Consider the following 15,780-nt stretch of genomic DNA (forward strand, 5'->3'; position numbering starts at 1 on the left):
TCACTCTCCCTGCGGCGCTTCGGCAAAGACGAGAAGCGACGCCGTTTCGCCGGCCCTGAGGCTGTATTCCTGCTCGCCCGGCCCCTTGACGACGGTTGAATGCAGCTGGATCGTGCAGGTATTCTGCCCCAGCGCGCCCTCGCTCAGCGCCTTGACCGCGATCCGCACGGGGCCGGGCGCAACCGATGGTTCGAAACGGGTGCCGCCGTTCAGAAGATCGACAATCTCGGACGAGACGACCCCGGTGCTGTCGCTGATCGTCAGCTCCACGCGATCGACATCCTCGCGGCCATTGTCGATCAGCGTGAAGGCGAGCGGCAGTTCGACGAAAACCGGCTGCAGCCCGTCATCCCCCAAATCGATCGCCGCGCCGCGCGGCAGGTCGGCGCGCAGCGGCCCGGGATCGGCGTAGGAAGCCGCATCGTCCTCCATCAGCGCCATGATCGCGCGCGCTTCCTCGCGCGCCTCGTCATAGGCCGTCGCATCGCCCTGTTTCAGGCTTTGCGGCAGGCTCAGCAATCGTTCATACTTGCGCAGAAGCCGAAGCGATATCCGGGGCCTGAAGGCAGGCTGATCATAGGCTTTCGGGTCCTCGCGCAGCGACAAAACCTCGTAGCCGAAGCTGCGGGCCGCCCCCGAGAGCAGGCGGTTGACCGCTTCGGCCGTTGCGATCGCCCGGTTGCGCAGGTTGTTTTCGGCAAGAAAGGCCATGAAATCCGCCGTCGACCAGTTGATCGCGTCAAGCCGCGCACCCTCGGCCCGCAAATCCCCGTTCCAGATCGCCTTCGCCGTTTCCGCTTTGACCCAGTCGCCCTTGGCGATGCCGCTCTCCCAGACAAAGGTCCGTCCCCAGTCAGGGCTTGACGGCATGTTGAAGGCCCATTCGCCCGGAAGACCGGGAGCCTCGATCACCTGCGCCAACCCGACATAGGCATTCTGGCTCGGGGCATAGAAGCGGAACACCAGCCTGACGGCATAGGGCTGGACAAGCGGCGCGCCTTCCGGCAAAGCCGCGCCGCCGTCCTCGCCCTGCGGCGTCCAGAGCTGGACCGCGCCGGGACCAAGCGTGGGCAGTTGAAGGCGGTAGTCCGTCACGTCATAGCGAAACCGGGTCGAAAACACGGGCTCGTCGTAAAGAAGGCCCATCTCCAGTTCGGCATTCCAGTCAAGCGTCACGGTCGATGCCGGCGCCAGGTCTTCGCCGACAAGCGGATTGCGGAAGGTCGCTTCGTACCGCTCGGCCCCGGCCTCGACAATGCGTGGATTGTCCTGAGCGAAGGCCATAACCGGAAGGGCCAGAAAAAGCAGGAAAACCAGCGCCGGCAGGCCGTGGACTGTCTTTGCCTGCTGCCTGGTTTCGCCCGTCACGGGCCGGCCGGAAGTCAGGAATCGAGCCATGACTCAAATTCCCTCTGTTGTTCGTCCGAGATGAAAAGCCGACGTTTTCCCCCAAGCGGCGCGCCGTTGACGCGCTGGCCGTAATAGCTGTCGCCATAGGCCTCATCCAGCTCATAGGGCACGAAACTCAGCACATACCAGCTTGCGGCCGCGACAATGGCAATCGCGCAGAGCCCTGCGAGAAAGCCGATCGTCCACCAGCGGCGCGACCGTTTTTCCGATAGCGGGAGAGCCGCTGTCTGCGGCTCGCCGTATTCGGCCTCGTCCTCGCCGCCGGCCTGCGCGCCGCCGGCTAGCAGATAGACGCCGCCCGCGGTTCCGAGAGCGGCAGCCAGCGGGTCGTCCTCATCGGGCTCGATCACGGCGATCGCGCGCTGACGCGTCAGGTTGCGGGCATCATTGGAGGAAAGGATCCGTCCCGCAAGCGGGACCTGAAGCTCGACCACCGCGCCCGTGGCTGCCTCGATCGTGTAGAGCACGCTGTGGCGGTCGACGCGACCGCCGGGTTCGACATGAACCTTCATCACATTGGCGGGGTAGAGCTCGCTGTCGACGGGCGTGTGAAGATCGACGCGCCTTGAAGAGGAACGCTGCGGCGCGGGAGCGACGACTTGCGGAGCGACCGGCCCTTCTTCCGGCGCCATCACCTCGATCTCCAGCAGGCTTTCGCGTTGAAGAAGGGTCGCGCCCACGGCAAGCGGCGCGGTAACCGCCTTGCCGCTCTCGCTGGCGCGCACATGAAACGAGCGGCCGTTCGCCGTCTCCAGATCATAAAGCGGATCGCCGCTGATGATCGGATCACCCAGCCTGAAATAGGCTCTTTCCACCCTGGCCGGATAGAATTCGTCTCCGGCCGGGCTTTCGATATGCACACGCGCCATCGCCTTTAACCCCTGCTGCGACCGAAACTAGTCGAGCGCCCGGTTGTCAGCAAGTGGTGAAGCGGTTCAGTGCAAACCAGGCTTTCCGAATGCTTAAACCTCGATCGGCCTGGCCTCGGATGCGAGCATGATCGGCACGCCGTCGCGAATGGGATAGGCAAGCCGCGCCTTTTGCGAGACGAGCTCCTGGCGCTCGGCATCATAGGTGAGCCTGCCCTTGGTCACCGGGCAGACGAGAAGCTCCAGCATTTTCGGATCGATCCCGGCATCCTTCTTGGCCATGGCCGGTTGCCTATTGCAGCTTGTCGCCGGGATCGCCGGCAAGCGCGAATTCGATAATCGCGACGAACAGTTCGGCGCGGGTTTTCAGGTCCGGCGCCTCCAGAAGCGCCTGTTTTTCCGCCGGGCCGAAGGGCGCCATCATGGAGAGTGAATTCACCAACGTCAGATTGCTCGCCTGTTCGATATGCTCCCACTCGGTCTCAAGCCCCTCTGCCTCGAGATAATCCCTGAAGGCCTCCAGAAGCGCGGCGCGGTCGACGCTCTCCTCCTGCGCCTCCAGATTGAGATCGCCCATGAAGGGCGCGATCTCGAAACTGCGGAAGGGTTTTGCCGTGCGCACCTCCTCGATCAGCCGGACGCGGCAGATGCCGGTCAGCGCCACGAGATAGCGCCCGTCGCCGGTCTCGGCAAACGAGGTGACCCGGCCGACGCAGCCGATATTGGAAAGCGGCGTGACGTCGTTGACGTTCAGCGTCTCGTCATGATGGGCGGGCTGGACCATGGCGATCAGCCGGTTGCCCGAGATCGCCTGATCGACCATCGCCAGATAGCGCGGTTCGAAAATGTTGAGCGGCAATTGCCCCTGCGGCAACAACAGCCCGCCCGTCAGCGGAAACACCGGAACCACCTCCGGCAGATCCTTCCGCGTCAGATATCGGGCATTGCCAACCTGCACCGGTCCGCCTCCTCGCCTTACGAAAACAGGATCGTCGACAGCCGGCGGCGCGCGGCGATCGTCGCCGGGTCCTTCGGACCCCAGGCCTCGAAGAAGGCGATCAGCTGCTTGCGCGCGCCGTCATCCTCGAATTCGCGGTCCTTGCGCATGATCGTCAGAAGGTGCTCGGCCGCCTCGTCGCGCTTGCCTTCGGCATTCAGCACCTTGGCAAGCTTCATGCGGGCGGCGTGATCATCGGCATTGAGCGCAAGCGCATGCTCGAGTTCTGCAGGATCGCCAAACTTGCGGGCCTCCTCGATCTGCTCGATGCGGGCGGAAAGCGCCTTGATGGCGTCGTCGTCCTTGAGTTCTTCCGGCACCTGCTCGAGCACCTGCTTGGCGCGATCGAGCTGACCGGCGGCAACCATGCAGCGGCCGATGCCGGCGAGCGCCTTCGGATTTTCCGGGTCGGCCTGCATGACGGCGGCAAAAAGCTGGCCGGCCTCCTGCAGCTTTTCTTCCGCCAGAAGCTGTTCGGCCTGATCGAGCGCCGAGGCGATTTCGGCCTTGCGGTCCTGTTCGGAGGGGCTTTTGTCGGAGAGCTTGTTGATGAATTCGTTCACCTGGCTTTCCGGCACAGCGCCCATGAAACCATCCACCGGCTGGCCGTTGGAGAAGGCGATGACGGCGGGAATGGACTGGATGCCGAGCTGGCCGGCGATGGCCGGGTGATCGTCGATGTTCATCTTGACCAGCTTGACCTTGCCGCCGGCAGCCGTCACGGCTTTCTCGATGACTGGACCGAGCTGCTTGCACGGGCCGCACCAGGGCGCCCAGAAATCCACCAGCACGGGCTGGGTGCGCGATTCCTCGATGACATCCTTGCCGAAATCGGCCGTGGTCGTGTCCTTGATCAGCCCGCCGGGCGGCGTTGCGCCGTTGGAAGCGCCGTTGGCCGATACGTTCATCTGGCCACCGAAGGAACCGCCATATGGATTGTCAAAACCGCTCATCACTATCTCCCCGTCCGGCCCGAAGGGCCAATTCCTGTCTTCGTTTGTAGATCGTGTGTCACGCCGTCACTTTCAAGACAAGCGGCTCGTGCCCGGTCGCCCGGATGAAGCGCAGCAGATCATCGCGGCCGATCGATGTAGTCGCCGTATTGCGCAAGGGGTGGCAATTGATGATCTCGTTTTCCATCAGGTCCGCGTCGAGGATGAAGGTGACCTGATGCGCCGTGTCGTTGATCGCGCCAAGTGCGGTGACCGATCCCGGCTCGACGCCGAGATAATCCATCATCGCGTCCGGCTTGCCGAAGGAGACCCGGCCCGATGCGCCGATCAGATTATGCACCTGTTTCAGATCCACCGTCGCATATTCCTCGACGGTGAGCAGGAAATAGCGGCTCTTCTTGTCCTTGACGAACAGGTTCTTGGTGTGGCCGCCCGGAATTTCCGCGCGCAGATCATCGCCCTCGGCAACGGTAAAGACCGCGCGGTGCTCGCGGTTGTCGTAAGTGATCCCGAGTTCGTCGAGGAAGGCGAAGAGATCGTCGGCGGTCTTGGTCTCGGTCATGGCGGCTGGCACTTTGCAAGGACGTGAGAATGATCGCGCCTGTTTCACCACCATTCAGGCCCAAATGCAACAATGGCCCCGCTTGCGCGGAGCCATTGCGTTAATGCCGATGAGGGCGACCTCAGACGCCGCAAAGGCTGACCGTCATGCCCATCTTCGCCGCCAGAGCCGCCTTGGCCATCATCGCCTTGTCTGCGTCTTCGGCCGAAAGCGCATAGACGACCTGAATGTGGTTCGCCTTGTGGCGGGCCATCATCTGGTCGCGGGAAACACCGGTCAGCACCGCGTTCATGATCGGCCAGGGATAATCCGTGGCGCGGCTGCGACGCTCGCATTCTTCCGCCGGCAGCTTGACCGCCTGGCCGCGGCCGATATCCATGTGAAGCGCGCCGTCCTTGACGAAGATGCGGCTCCAGACGATCTCGCCGGGCCTGGCATAGCCCTTCAACGTGCCGCCGCCGAAGGGGAAGAACATGGACGGCTGACGATAGCTTTCCGAACCGGCCCAGCCGCCCTCGTGATGGGCAGGCGGCACGGCGCCGGAAATCTCGAACACCCAGACGAAATCGTCGCGCGAGCCGGACTTGTCGGCGTCGCCCCAGCGCAGGTCGTGCAGCGTCGTCTCCACCGGCTGGCCGAGCGCGCGATGCAGGCGATTGGTCAGCACCGCATCCAGCCCGGCGCATTCATCGACCTCGTTGAAATGCACGATCGCCTGACCCTCTCGGATGATCGAACCGTCTGCGCGCGCCACCGGCGGGCGGTCGTCATTGTTGAGCATGCCCTCGACCAGATCGGAGGCCGGCAACAGGTCCTTCAGGCCCTGCTGGTACTGAATGCCGATCGCCTCGCAGCCGAAGAAATCGGCAAGCCGGACGGCGGCGATATACATGCGGCACTGATCGATGACCTGATCCTCGGTCAGTTCCTCCTTCGGGTCGGAGCCGAAATGGAAGGTCATGCCCTTGTCGAGCATCCACTGATAGGCGGCGCGCGCTTCCTCTTCGGGAACCTGTTTGGTCGCATGGTAGAGCGCCGACTGCGACAGCCGCTCCTTGAACACGCCGATCGGCATCAGCATCTCGTCGGGGATGATGGCATTGTACATGCCCATGCAGCCCTCGTCGAAGACGCCCATGATCACCTTGTTGCCGGCCATATCGGCGGCGATGTCATCGGCAAGACCTGCGAGTTCGGCGGGCACGGCCGTTGCGTCGAAGGGGCGGACATGGCTTTCGTCGTGGGCGATGGTGCCGCTCTCGAGCCAGCTCTTCAGGCCAGAACGGAAGAAATCATCCTCGAAACTTTCGCTCCAGAGCGAGGAATAGGCGATGCCGGCCTTGGTCAGCGACCCGTTGAGGTTCAAAAGGCCGACGAGACCCGGCCACTGTCCCGACCAGTTGGCGACCGTCAGGATCGGCCCCTTGTGCGAGGAAAGCCCCGGCAGAACGTGATGCGAATACTGCCAGACGGCCTCCGCCACGATGATCGGCGCATGCGGCTCGATCGTCCGGAACACATCCATGCCCTCGCGCTGGGTGGCGATGAAGCCGTGGCCCTCTGGCTTGACCGGATGGGCGCGCTTCAGCGTGTGGCCCATTTCGGCAACGACGGCGGCAAGCTTGTCCTCCATCGCCTTCTGCGTTGGCCAGCATTTGGTATTGGCGCTCTCGCGCAGGTCGCCGCTGGCCACCAGCATGATCTCGGTCATCTTCATATCCTCCCGATTATCTCTTCAACAAGGTCTTGCCGCGCTCTGGCCGTCTGTGCGGCGGCGTATGTCAAAACAACGGCAAACCGGCATTTTTTGCTTGCAAATTCGTGTCAGCAACCTTGTTAGCGCCAGAAAAGCGGCTTGTCCAGACAGAAAGGGCGACCCCGAAAATGCCTGTCCGAGGACCATGGCGCTGCGCAGACGCTTCGCCCGACGATGTACCAGGCACGCGTTGTTCGACGGCACTCGGCGCCCTGGCGGATGATGTCCCGACCACCGGAATCCGGCTCCCTTCAGGGATTGCCACGACCACACTGCTAAGGAACTGAAATTGATAGGCTATTTTCAACCCGCAAAAAAAAGCAGAAATCCGTCATTTGCCTGTTGCATTTGAAATCGGGTTAGGCCATATACGCCCTCGTCGCCGACATGGTGACACCGCCGGTCACCGACTTACCCCAGACCGGTCTTGTGAGCGGGTGTAGCTCAGGGGTAGAGCACAACCTTGCCAAGGTTGGGGTCGAGGGTTCGAATCCCTTCGCCCGCTCCAGTTTCCCTCCTCAGTTGACCAGCTTCGGTTATTTTGGGCTTTGGCTCCGAGGGCTGTCCGGCTCTGCCGCTGCGGCGCAGTCATGCCGATCCGGAAGACCTGCCATTCGGCTGTTGCATGCCTCAGTCTGAACGCGTTTGCGCGCCGTCCGCGCGCCAATATTGACGAAATCCAAAAAGAACAACAAATCCAGTACTCTACAAATAAATCGTCGCCAAGACTTCAGGAAAGGGCCGCTTTCTCCAGTTAACGTCAAGTTCCGTCTGTTCCGTTTGCGGCGAAAGCAGATCAAAAATGCGGCATCAGCTAATGACTTTTCCGCCAAGACGGGTTAGAACAGGATACATTCAATTCATCTTAACAATATAAGCGATTGCAAACACAGAGGGTGCTTCAGTGAGCGCGGCGGATTTTCAGGCCTCCCCCACGGCCCATATTCAGGAGATGACCTCATTGCCCCGTCGGGCATTTGGCCACGAGCTTGTTTTTTCTGACAATTCCGGGAAACGAAAACTGCAGCTGGCGCTCAAGCGCCTGTTCGATATCGCCATTTCCTTTGGCGCTTTGGTTGCGCTTGCACCCCTCTTTCTTGTTGTGGCGGTGCTCATCAAACTTGACAGCCCCGGCCCGGTCTTTTTCAGCCAGGTGCGCTGGGGCCGTTACGGCAAGAAGATCAACATCTTCAAGTTCCGTTCGATGCGCAACGACCTCGGCGACAAGACAGGCGTGAAGCAGACAGTCGAGAACGACCCGCGCATCACCAAGATCGGCGCCTTTTTGCGGCGCACGAATATTGATGAGCTGCCGCAGCTCTTCAATGTCCTGCGTGGAGACATGTCGTTGATCGGCCCGCGTTGCCACGCCGTCGGCATGCTGGCAAGCGGCATGCTGTTTGAGGAACTGGTGCCGGAATATCACCAGCGCCACGTCATGCGGCCGGGCCTGAGCGGTCTCGCCCAGATCCGCGGATGGCGCGGACCGACGACACGGCGCGGCGAGGCGCGCGCCCGGATCATGTGCGATCTCTATTACGTGTCGAACTACAGCTTCATGCTCGACATGCAGATCCTTCTGGCGACGATCCGCTCGGAAGTGGGCCGCGGCACCGGGTTTTAGGTCCGGGCGGCCATACCGGACACGCAAAGAATTCGATCCGGCCCGCTATCTCTGCCGACAAAGACTTCGACAACAAGCCGCCGGCGTCCTGCGTCGGCGGCTTTCGCCTGCCGGGGCAGGGCAGCCCATTACCAACTCTTCAGCGCCCGCAGCTCCGGCGTCTTCTTGAACATATGCTCGTCCATGCGGGCGAGCAGCGTATCGAGCGTCGAAACCCCTTCGCCCACCGCCGGCCCCTTGTTCAGCATCACGCATTCGGCCCGCGCGCCCATAGCCGCATCGGTCATCTCCCCGCGCGAGGGCACGCCGGACTTGACCAGGTTTTCCAGAACCTGCGTCGCCCAGATCACCGGCACGCCGGCCGCCTCGCAGATCCACAGGATCTCCTCCTGCATCTCCGCAAGCCGTTCGAAGCCGATTTCGGCGGCAAGATCGCCGCGCGCGATCATCACGGCGAACTCCCTTTTTCCGGCCGCGCGCGCAATAAGCGCCGGCAGGTTCTTCACCGCCTCGGGCCGCTCGATCTTGGCGACGACGCCGAGACCGGGATTGCCGTTGCCGCCGGCGCCGAGTTCCCGGTCGAGCAGGTCGAGGTCGTCCGGCCGCGAGACGAAGGAATAGCCGACCATATCGGCGCATTCGACCACGGTCGAAATATCGCCCTCGTCCTTGGCCGTGAGCGGTGAAAGGCCGAGGGCAGTATCGGGCAGGTTGATACCTTTCTCGGGCTTCAGCCGCGCGCCGTTTGCCTTGGCGCGTTCAACCCTGATCACCGCCATGCCGTCGCCAACCTCTGTCACCACGGTCTGCAGCTTGCCGTCGTCGTAGAGCACCCGGTCACCGACCTTCAGCCGCGTCACCATTTCCGGCAGCGATACGCTGACGGCAAAACGGACATCATCGAAAAGCGATGGCTCGCCCGAGGCCACGAGGCGAATGCGGTCGCCGACATTGGCCTTCAGCTTGCGTTCGGCGAGCAGGACCTGTTCGGTGCGGATCTTGGGGCCGGCGATATCCATCAGCACGGCGATGCGCCGCCCGGCCGCATCGCCCGCCGCCCGCACATGCTTCGCCATGGCCCGCCAGGCCTCCGGTCCGTCATGGGCGCAGTTGATGCGGGCGATATCCATGCCGCGGCGCACGAGATCGGCGACGAAAGCCGGGTCTTCCGCCGCCTCGCTTGCGAGCGTCACCATGATGCGGCTGCGCCGATGGGCGGGCGGCGGGCCGAACATCAGGTCGGTGGCCTGTTCCAGCCGCGCCTCGCCGGCGAAGAACGCGTCCGACGATGGCAACGCCACGGGGCTTTGCCGTCCGGCCCGCGCCGCAAGGGCGACAAGCACGGCATCGAGCGTGGGCAGAACCCGGCTCTCCAGCCGGCCAAGCGAGGAAAGCCCGTGGCGCATCAGCGCGCGCTGCAGCGGACGGACATCGTGATGGCGGAGCGCCAGGTAATGCGCGAGATTGACGATGCCCGGCAGCGAAGCCGCCTCCGGTCCGAAACCCTGCAAGATCGGGCGCGCCTCGTTTGCCACCAGGTCGCGCAGGCTTTCCACGCGCTCCGTCAGGCCCCAGACATCGTCCATGTCGGCAAAATGCTCGAAGGCAACCATGACCTACTCCTCCCTTTCTCTTCCCGTCACCAGATAGACCGATTTTCACGACCATTCCATGACAGGGATCATGGGGGCGGTCCGGCTTGCGCGAGACGGACGGGCGGGTCTATGGAAGGGCGACCGGTTTTCCGGCTGTTGAATGCAAGGCAGGAGTTTCACACCATGCATGGCGAATACAAGGTTCCCGGCGGCAAGCTGGTGGTCGCCGACGTCGAATTGCGCGACGACAGGCTTTCCAGCGTCCAGATCGCCGGCGACTTCTTCCTCGAGCCGCCGGAGGCGCTTTCCGACCTCTGCGACGCCCTTGAAGGCCTGCCGGCGACAAGTTCGGCCGAGACGATGGTCGCGGCGCTGAAGGCGAAGTTGAGGCCCGATGCCGCCCTGATCGGCTTCAGCCTGGAATCGGTGGCGATCGCCGTGCGCCGGGCGCTGGGCGTTGCCAAGACCTGGCGCGATTTCGAATGGGAAATCATCGACACCGGCGCTGAGACCCCGGCCATGCATCTCGCCATAGACGATGTTCTCGCGCGCGCCGTTGCCGAAGGCCGTCGCGCGCCGACGCTGCGCTTCTGGGAATGGGAGCGACCAGCCATCATCATCGGCGCGTTCCAGTCTCTGAAGAACGAGGTGGATCTGGAAGCGACCGAAAGGCTCGGCGTTCAGACGGTGCGCCGGGTGACCGGCGGCGGGGCGATGTTCGTCGAGCCGGGCACCGCGATCACCTATTCGCTCTATGCGCCGGGCGAACTGGTCGACGGCATGAGCTTTGCCGACAGCTATGCCTTTCTCGACAACTGGGTGCTGAAGGCGCTCAATGATCTGGGCGTCGATGCCTTCTACAAGCCGCTCAACGACATTGCGAGCTCGAAAGGCAAGATCGGCGGCGCCGCGCAGAAGCGCTATGGCGGCGGCACCGTGCTGCACCACGTGACCATGGCCTATGACATGGACGCCGACAAGATGATGCAGGTGCTGCGGATCGGCCGGGAAAAGCTCTCCGACAAGGGCACCAAGAGTGCGGCCAAGCGCGTCGATCCCGTCCGCAGCCAGACCGGGCTCGATCGCCGGGCGGTGATCGACCGGATGAAGGCGACCTTCACGGACCTGAACGGCGGGCGCGACGGCAAGGTGACGCCGGAGGAATACAAGGCGGCCGAGGCGCTGGCGGACGAGAAGTTCGCGACGCCGGAATGGCTGGCTTCGATCCCGTAAAGGCTTGCGACGATGGGCGGCTTCTACCTCGGATGCGATATCGGCGGTACGGGCGCCCGCTTCGTCCTGGTCGATGCGGCGGGAAGCCCCGTCAGGCGCGGCACCGCTCCCGGCGCGAGCGCGCTCCTTGCCGCGCCGGACGACCGGGCCCGCCTCGAGGCAAGTTTCAGGCGCATCGGCGCAAGCCTGCCGCATCCCCTCGATGCCGCAATGATCGGGCTTTCCGGCTACGGGCCGGAAGCCCTTGACGACATCGCCGCGCTCTTCACGCAAACAACCGGTATCTTGCCCAACCGTCTCACCCTTTGCGATGATATCGAACTGGCCTGTCGCGTTCTGTTTGCGCCCGGCGAAGGCCACCTGGTCTCGGCCGGCACAGGCGTCATCGGCAGCCATTTCAGGGCGGATGGTTCACGGCTTCGCATCGGCGGCCGCGGGCTGATGATCGATGACGCGGGCTCGGGCGGATGGATTGCACTGGCTGCCATCCGCGCGCTCTACCGCAGGGTGGACGAAGACGGCGCATATGGCGAGATGGCGGGCCTTGCCGCACAGGTTTTCGAGATGATCGGCAGCGATGACTGGGCAGACGTCAAGCGCCTTGTCTATGGCGGCGACCGGGGGCGGATCGGCGCGCTTTCGCTGGCCGTCGCCAGGGCCGCTGATTCCGGCGACCCGTATGCGCAAGACCTTCTGGAAGAGGCAGGCCGCGAAATCGCGCGGCTCGGCAATATTCTGATCGCCCGCGCCGGCGACCTGCCTGTCGCCTTTGTCGGCGGCGTTCTGCGTCTCTCGCCGGTGATCGGAGAGACGATTGCGGATAAGCTCAACGGCGTCGCGCTGTTTCCCAAGGCCGATATCGCAGAGGGCGCGGCGGAACTGGCGCGCCGCGCCTTTCAGCGCCAGTCCGAATAGCGGTGGCGCACGCCCAGGTAATCCTCGACCTGATAGTCGCCTGCTGCTTCCAGCTCTTCCAGATAGACAGGCCCGACCGGCACCTTGCCGTGGCCGCCCGGAATATCGAGGACATAGGTCGGCAGGCAAAGGCCTGAAACCCGGCCGCGAAGCGCCCGCATGATCGCCTGCCCGCGCGTGATCGGCACGGCGAAATGGCTGACGCCCTTCGCGTGGTCGAGGTGATGCAGGTAATAGGGCTTGACCCGGTTCGTCAAAAGCGCGCGGAAAAGGGCGGCAAGCGTCTCCGCATCGTCGTTGACGTCCTTCAGCAGCACGGTCTGCGAGAACAGCGGCATGCCGCTGTCGGCGAGCCGGGCAAGCCCCGCCCTCACCACATCCGTCAGTTCGCGAACGTGGTTGACATGGATGACGATGTTGACCGTCTTTCCCGCCCGTTTCAGCGCCGAAACCAGATTTTCGCTTACGCGTTCGGGGGAGACCAGCGGCGCGCGGGTGTGGAAGCGAATGACGCCGACATGGGCGATATCACCGAGCGCCTCCATCAGTGACCCGAGCCGTCGGTCGGAGAGCACCAGGGGATCACCGCCGGAGAGGATCACCTCGAAGATCTCCTCATGCGCACGGATATAGTCAAGCGCGGCCTCCAGCTCCGCGCCGTCAAGCGCGGCCTCCGGCTTGCCGACGCTCTCGCGGCGGAAACAGAAGCGGCAATAGACCTGGCAGCTATGGGTCGGCTTCAGCAGCAAGCGGTCGGGATAGCGATGGGTGATGCCCTTTACGCGCTCGAAAACCTGATCGCCGATCGGGTCCTCGCTTTCATCCTCATGATGATCGAGCTCGCGCGCATCCGGCACATACTGGGCGCGCAAGGGGTCGTCTGCGGGAGCACCGTCCAGCGTCTCCAGCACATGGGCGGGAATGCGGATGCGGAAGTTTTCCGCCACAGCCTCAAGCGCGGCGCTGTCATCCGGATGGGCCAGACCGTGGCGCACAAGACCGGCCGCACTCACCACCGCTTTTGCACCGCTCTTCGTCATCTCAGCCGCACCGCCCGTCATTCTGCAAGGTCCTGCCTTTTCCGACCCGCCTTCTACGCCATCCGACCGTCAAAACAAAGGGTGCGTTCGTGTCGCTAATAAATTCACATATCACTACATAATTGCGCTTGGCAGAATTAAATGGATGATCTAGTTTGCGGGAACGATTGGGAGGACATCCATGAAAACCAATGAAGGCGTCATCAAAACATTCATCGAGGCCGGAATCACGCGCGGCTTCACCCTGCCGGGCCTTGGCATCACCTGGTCGCTGCCGGCCTTTTTCGACCGCAAGGACGAGTTCGAACTGGTGCTGGCGCGCTCGGAACAGTCGGCCTCGATCATGGCCCAGGTCGCAGGCAAGCTTACCGGCCGCCCCGGCCTGCTGATGGCGCAGGGACCCTTTGCTTCCTCGACCGGCGCTTTCGGCATTCTGGAGGCCTATTTCTCCTCCTCGCCCATGGTCGTGCTCACCGACACGTCCTGCTATGACGGCTTTGCTCAGCACGGCGTCTACCAGACCATGACCGGCGACTATGGCGCGGGCGACGCCTTTGCCGTGATGAAGACGATGACCAAATACGCCACCTACGCGACGACCCCGCAGGAGGCGATCTACGGCACCCAGCTTGCCGTCAAGCACGCTGCCACCCCCCGCCAGGGCCCGGCCGCCGTGGTCATGCGCACCAATATCATCAAGGAAGACGTGCCCGACCACCCGCGCGCGAAACTCTATCCGACCGAGGGTTATCTGCGTTCGACCCCGATGAAGCCCGACGGCGATGCGCTTGCCGCCATCGCCGAAGCGCTGAAGGGCGCGAAACGGCCGGTGATCATTGCAGGAAACGGCATCTATATGAGCCGCTCGGGCGAGAAGCTGTCGCGCCTTGCCAATCGCGAGGGCATAGCGGTTGCCTCCAGCTATCACGGCAAGGGCACGATCGATGAGACCACACCCGTCGCCGTCGGCATGATGGGCAACTGGGCGGCAAAATCCGCCAACCGCATGGTTCAGGCCGCAGACCTGATCCTCGTGCTCGGCTGCAGCCTCGGGCCGGAATATACCCGTTTCCGCGACGAGAAGATGATGCGGCCGGGCGAGCAGAAAATCATCCAGGTGGACATCGATCCGCTGCAGGCGGGCTGGGTCCTGCCGGTGGACATGGCGGTGACCGCCGATGTCGCCGATGTCGTATCCTTCCTTCTCGACCGCCCCGGCGTCGATCAGGCGACGGCCGAGCGGCGCAAGGATTTCATCTCCGCGCTGAAGACCGAAAACCGCTATGGCGCGTTGCCGCATTACAAGACCCGACCCGGCACGGTGCACTACGCAGACATCATGCGCGGGCTCGACGGTTTCCTGACCCCAGACGACCTCCTGACGCTCGATGCCGGCACCAACCGCATATGGGCAACGTCATCGCTGCCGCTGCGATCCCCGCACCAGCTCGTCGCCCCCGGCGGGATCGGCGGCATGGGCTGGTCGACGCCGGCGGCGACCGGCGCCAAGGTCACCTGCCCGGAAAAGCGCGTGACCGGCGTGATCGGCGACGGCGGTTTCGTCATGACCATGGATGCGATCGCGACGGCCGCCGAACAGAACCTCGACGTGGTCTATGTGGTCGCCAACAATGCCGGCCTCGGCATGGTGCGCGACAATCTCGGCAACAAGGCGATCGGCGTCAATTTCGGCGATCATGACTTTGCCAAGGTGGCCGAAGGTCTCGGCGGCTCCGGCATGACGGTGACGGACGCCGACCAGATCGGCGACGCACTGCGGGAAGCGCATGAACGCGGCGGCCCAGTGGTGCTCGACGTCAAGGTCGATCCGGCAGCCAGCCATCGCGACTGCTCCGACTATGACGACCTGCCGGACAATGTTTCGCTGAAATAGAAGAGCCATTGCATGCGGCCCTGAAACCAAATGACAGATGGGCATGTGATGGGCTAAACAGGCACAATGAGCGAGGAAAACGACAATAGCGGCCAGCCGGTCAAGCGGCGCGGCCGCCCCCGGCAGGATATCGGGGCCGCCGCCATCAACGAGGAACGCCCCTTCGTCAGCTCGCTGGCGCGGGGACTGTCCATTCTGCGCGCCTTCCGGGCCGAGGACAAGGTTCTCGGCACGCAGGCGCTTGCCGAGCGCACGGGCCTGCACAAGACCACCGTGTCGCGCCTGCTTGGCACGCTGACCAAGCTCGGTTATCTGCGCTACATGCCCGAATACGGCAAATACGCCGTCTCCAACGAGGTGCTCACCCTCGGCTATGCCGCGATCGGCCGGTTCGGGTTCGGCGAGCTGGTGCGCTCGCATATGGATCAGCTCGCGGCCAATGGCGATTGCGTCGTCGCGCTTTCCGTGCGCGACGGGGCGGAGATGATGTTCGTCGAACTGGTGCGCCGGCCGACGGCGGTGGCGCTCAACCTCAATGTCGGCTCCCGCATTCCGCTTGCCGAAAGCGCGCCGGGACGGGCCTATCTCTTTGCGCTTTCCGGGGAAGAACGCGAAGCGGCCTTCACGCTACTGAAGGACGTTCACGGCAAGGCCTGGGAGGCGCAGAAGAAGCCGGCGCTTGAGGCCGCGCTCGAACGCATGGCCCAGACCGGCTATTCGGAATCCTTCGGCGAATGGGTGCCCGACCACAATGCCATCGGCGTGGTCCTGCATGCCCCGATGACCGGCGACATCTACACGCTGAGCGTGGGCGGCAATGCCCGTAACCTGCCGGAGGAGAAGCTGAAAGCCACGCATCTGCCGATGCTGATGCGCGCCGCCCAGGAGATTTCCGCCCTTTCCGGCGTCAATTTCTGAGGCCCCGGTCTCGA

General features: G+C 63.5%; 14 protein-coding genes and 1 tRNA gene. 6 read left to right on the top strand and 9 right to left on the bottom strand.

Going from position 1 to position 15,780, the window contains the following annotated elements:
- The 7 genes from FF124_RS00585 to FF124_RS00615 form a co-directional block, all read right to left on the bottom strand.
- Window positions 1-1,398 (bottom strand): hypothetical protein, encoded by a 1,398-nt coding sequence (locus tag FF124_RS00585; protein ID WP_138746537.1) that lies wholly within the window; start codon window positions 1,396-1,398, stop codon window positions 1-3.
- Window positions 1,383-2,279 carry a hypothetical protein gene (locus tag FF124_RS00590; RefSeq protein WP_138746538.1) on the bottom strand — a complete coding sequence of 299 codons (897 nt, stop codon included), beginning with the start codon at window positions 2,277-2,279 and terminating at the stop codon, window positions 1,383-1,385. Before FF124_RS00590 ends, FF124_RS00585 begins: the two co-directional genes overlap by 16 nt.
- 93 nt (window positions 2,280-2,372) lie before the next feature.
- Entirely contained in the window at window positions 2,373-2,561 is a 189-nt protein-coding gene (locus FF124_RS00595) for a Trm112 family protein (protein WP_138746539.1), read from the bottom strand.
- 10 nt (window positions 2,562-2,571) lie between these two features.
- Complete coding sequence (locus tag FF124_RS00600) at window positions 2,572-3,237, bottom strand: LON peptidase substrate-binding domain-containing protein (RefSeq protein ID WP_138746540.1); 666 nt, start codon at window positions 3,235-3,237, stop codon at window positions 2,572-2,574.
- 17 nt (window positions 3,238-3,254) lie between these two features.
- A complete protein-coding gene (gene trxA, locus FF124_RS00605; RefSeq protein ID WP_138746541.1) occupies window positions 3,255-4,229 on the bottom strand; it encodes a thioredoxin in 975 nt (324 codons plus the stop codon).
- Between the two features lie 58 nt (window positions 4,230-4,287).
- The gene (locus tag FF124_RS00610; protein WP_138746542.1) at window positions 4,288-4,791 is read right to left on the bottom strand and encodes a prolyl-tRNA synthetase associated domain-containing protein; all 504 of its coding nucleotides are present in this window, start codon (window positions 4,789-4,791) and stop codon (window positions 4,288-4,290) included.
- Between the two features lie 121 nt (window positions 4,792-4,912).
- Complete coding sequence (locus FF124_RS00615; protein WP_138746543.1) at window positions 4,913-6,502, bottom strand: fucose isomerase; 1,590 nt, start codon at window positions 6,500-6,502, stop codon at window positions 4,913-4,915.
- Window positions 6,503-6,980: 478 nt separating this feature from the next.
- Here FF124_RS00615 and FF124_RS00620 point away from each other — a divergent pair.
- Both FF124_RS00620 and FF124_RS00625 read left to right on the top strand, forming a co-directional pair.
- Window positions 6,981-7,055, top strand: a tRNA-Gly gene (locus FF124_RS00620).
- Between the two features lie 513 nt (window positions 7,056-7,568).
- The gene (locus FF124_RS00625) at window positions 7,569-8,171 is read left to right on the top strand and encodes a sugar transferase (RefSeq protein ID WP_246072153.1); all 603 of its coding nucleotides are present in this window, start codon (window positions 7,569-7,571) and stop codon (window positions 8,169-8,171) included.
- A gap of 128 nt (window positions 8,172-8,299) precedes the next feature.
- Here FF124_RS00625 and FF124_RS00630 read toward each other — a convergent pair whose 3' ends face one another.
- Window positions 8,300-9,784, bottom strand: a complete 1,485-nt coding sequence (locus FF124_RS00630; protein WP_246072132.1) for a pyruvate kinase — start codon at window positions 9,782-9,784, stop codon at window positions 8,300-8,302.
- A 165-nt stretch (window positions 9,785-9,949) separates the two neighbouring features.
- On the opposite strand from FF124_RS00630, the gene lplAB reads away from it, so the two are divergent.
- Together lplAB and FF124_RS00640 are read left to right on the top strand one after the other, a co-directional pair.
- Window positions 9,950-10,999, top strand: a complete 1,050-nt coding sequence (gene lplAB, locus FF124_RS00635; protein ID WP_138746544.1) for a lipoate-protein ligase LplAB — start codon at window positions 9,950-9,952, stop codon at window positions 10,997-10,999.
- A gap of 12 nt (window positions 11,000-11,011) precedes the next feature.
- Window positions 11,012-11,914 (top strand): N-acetylglucosamine kinase, encoded by a 903-nt coding sequence (locus FF124_RS00640; protein ID WP_138746545.1) that lies wholly within the window; start codon window positions 11,012-11,014, stop codon window positions 11,912-11,914.
- On the opposite strand, the gene FF124_RS00645 is transcribed toward FF124_RS00640, so the two are convergent.
- Window positions 11,896-12,954, bottom strand: coding sequence for a lysine-2,3-aminomutase-like protein (locus FF124_RS00645; RefSeq protein WP_138746546.1), 1,059 nt, complete (start codon window positions 12,952-12,954; stop codon window positions 11,896-11,898). The two genes, FF124_RS00640 and FF124_RS00645, sit on opposite strands and share 19 nt — an antisense overlap.
- A 181-nt stretch (window positions 12,955-13,135) precedes the next feature.
- Between FF124_RS00645 and FF124_RS00650 the strand changes: the two genes are divergently transcribed.
- Together FF124_RS00650 and FF124_RS00655 are read left to right on the top strand one after the other, a co-directional pair.
- Complete coding sequence (locus tag FF124_RS00650; protein WP_138746547.1) at window positions 13,136-14,848, top strand: thiamine pyrophosphate-binding protein; 1,713 nt, start codon at window positions 13,136-13,138, stop codon at window positions 14,846-14,848.
- Window positions 14,849-14,914: 66 nt separating this feature from the next.
- The gene (locus FF124_RS00655) at window positions 14,915-15,766 is read left to right on the top strand and encodes an IclR family transcriptional regulator (protein ID WP_138746548.1); all 852 of its coding nucleotides are present in this window, start codon (window positions 14,915-14,917) and stop codon (window positions 15,764-15,766) included.
- The last annotated feature ends 14 nt before the right edge of the window (window positions 15,767-15,780 follow it).

This window comes from Martelella lutilitoris, assembly GCF_005924265.1.
Taxonomy (GTDB): domain Bacteria; phylum Pseudomonadota; class Alphaproteobacteria; order Rhizobiales; family Rhizobiaceae; genus Martelella; species Martelella lutilitoris.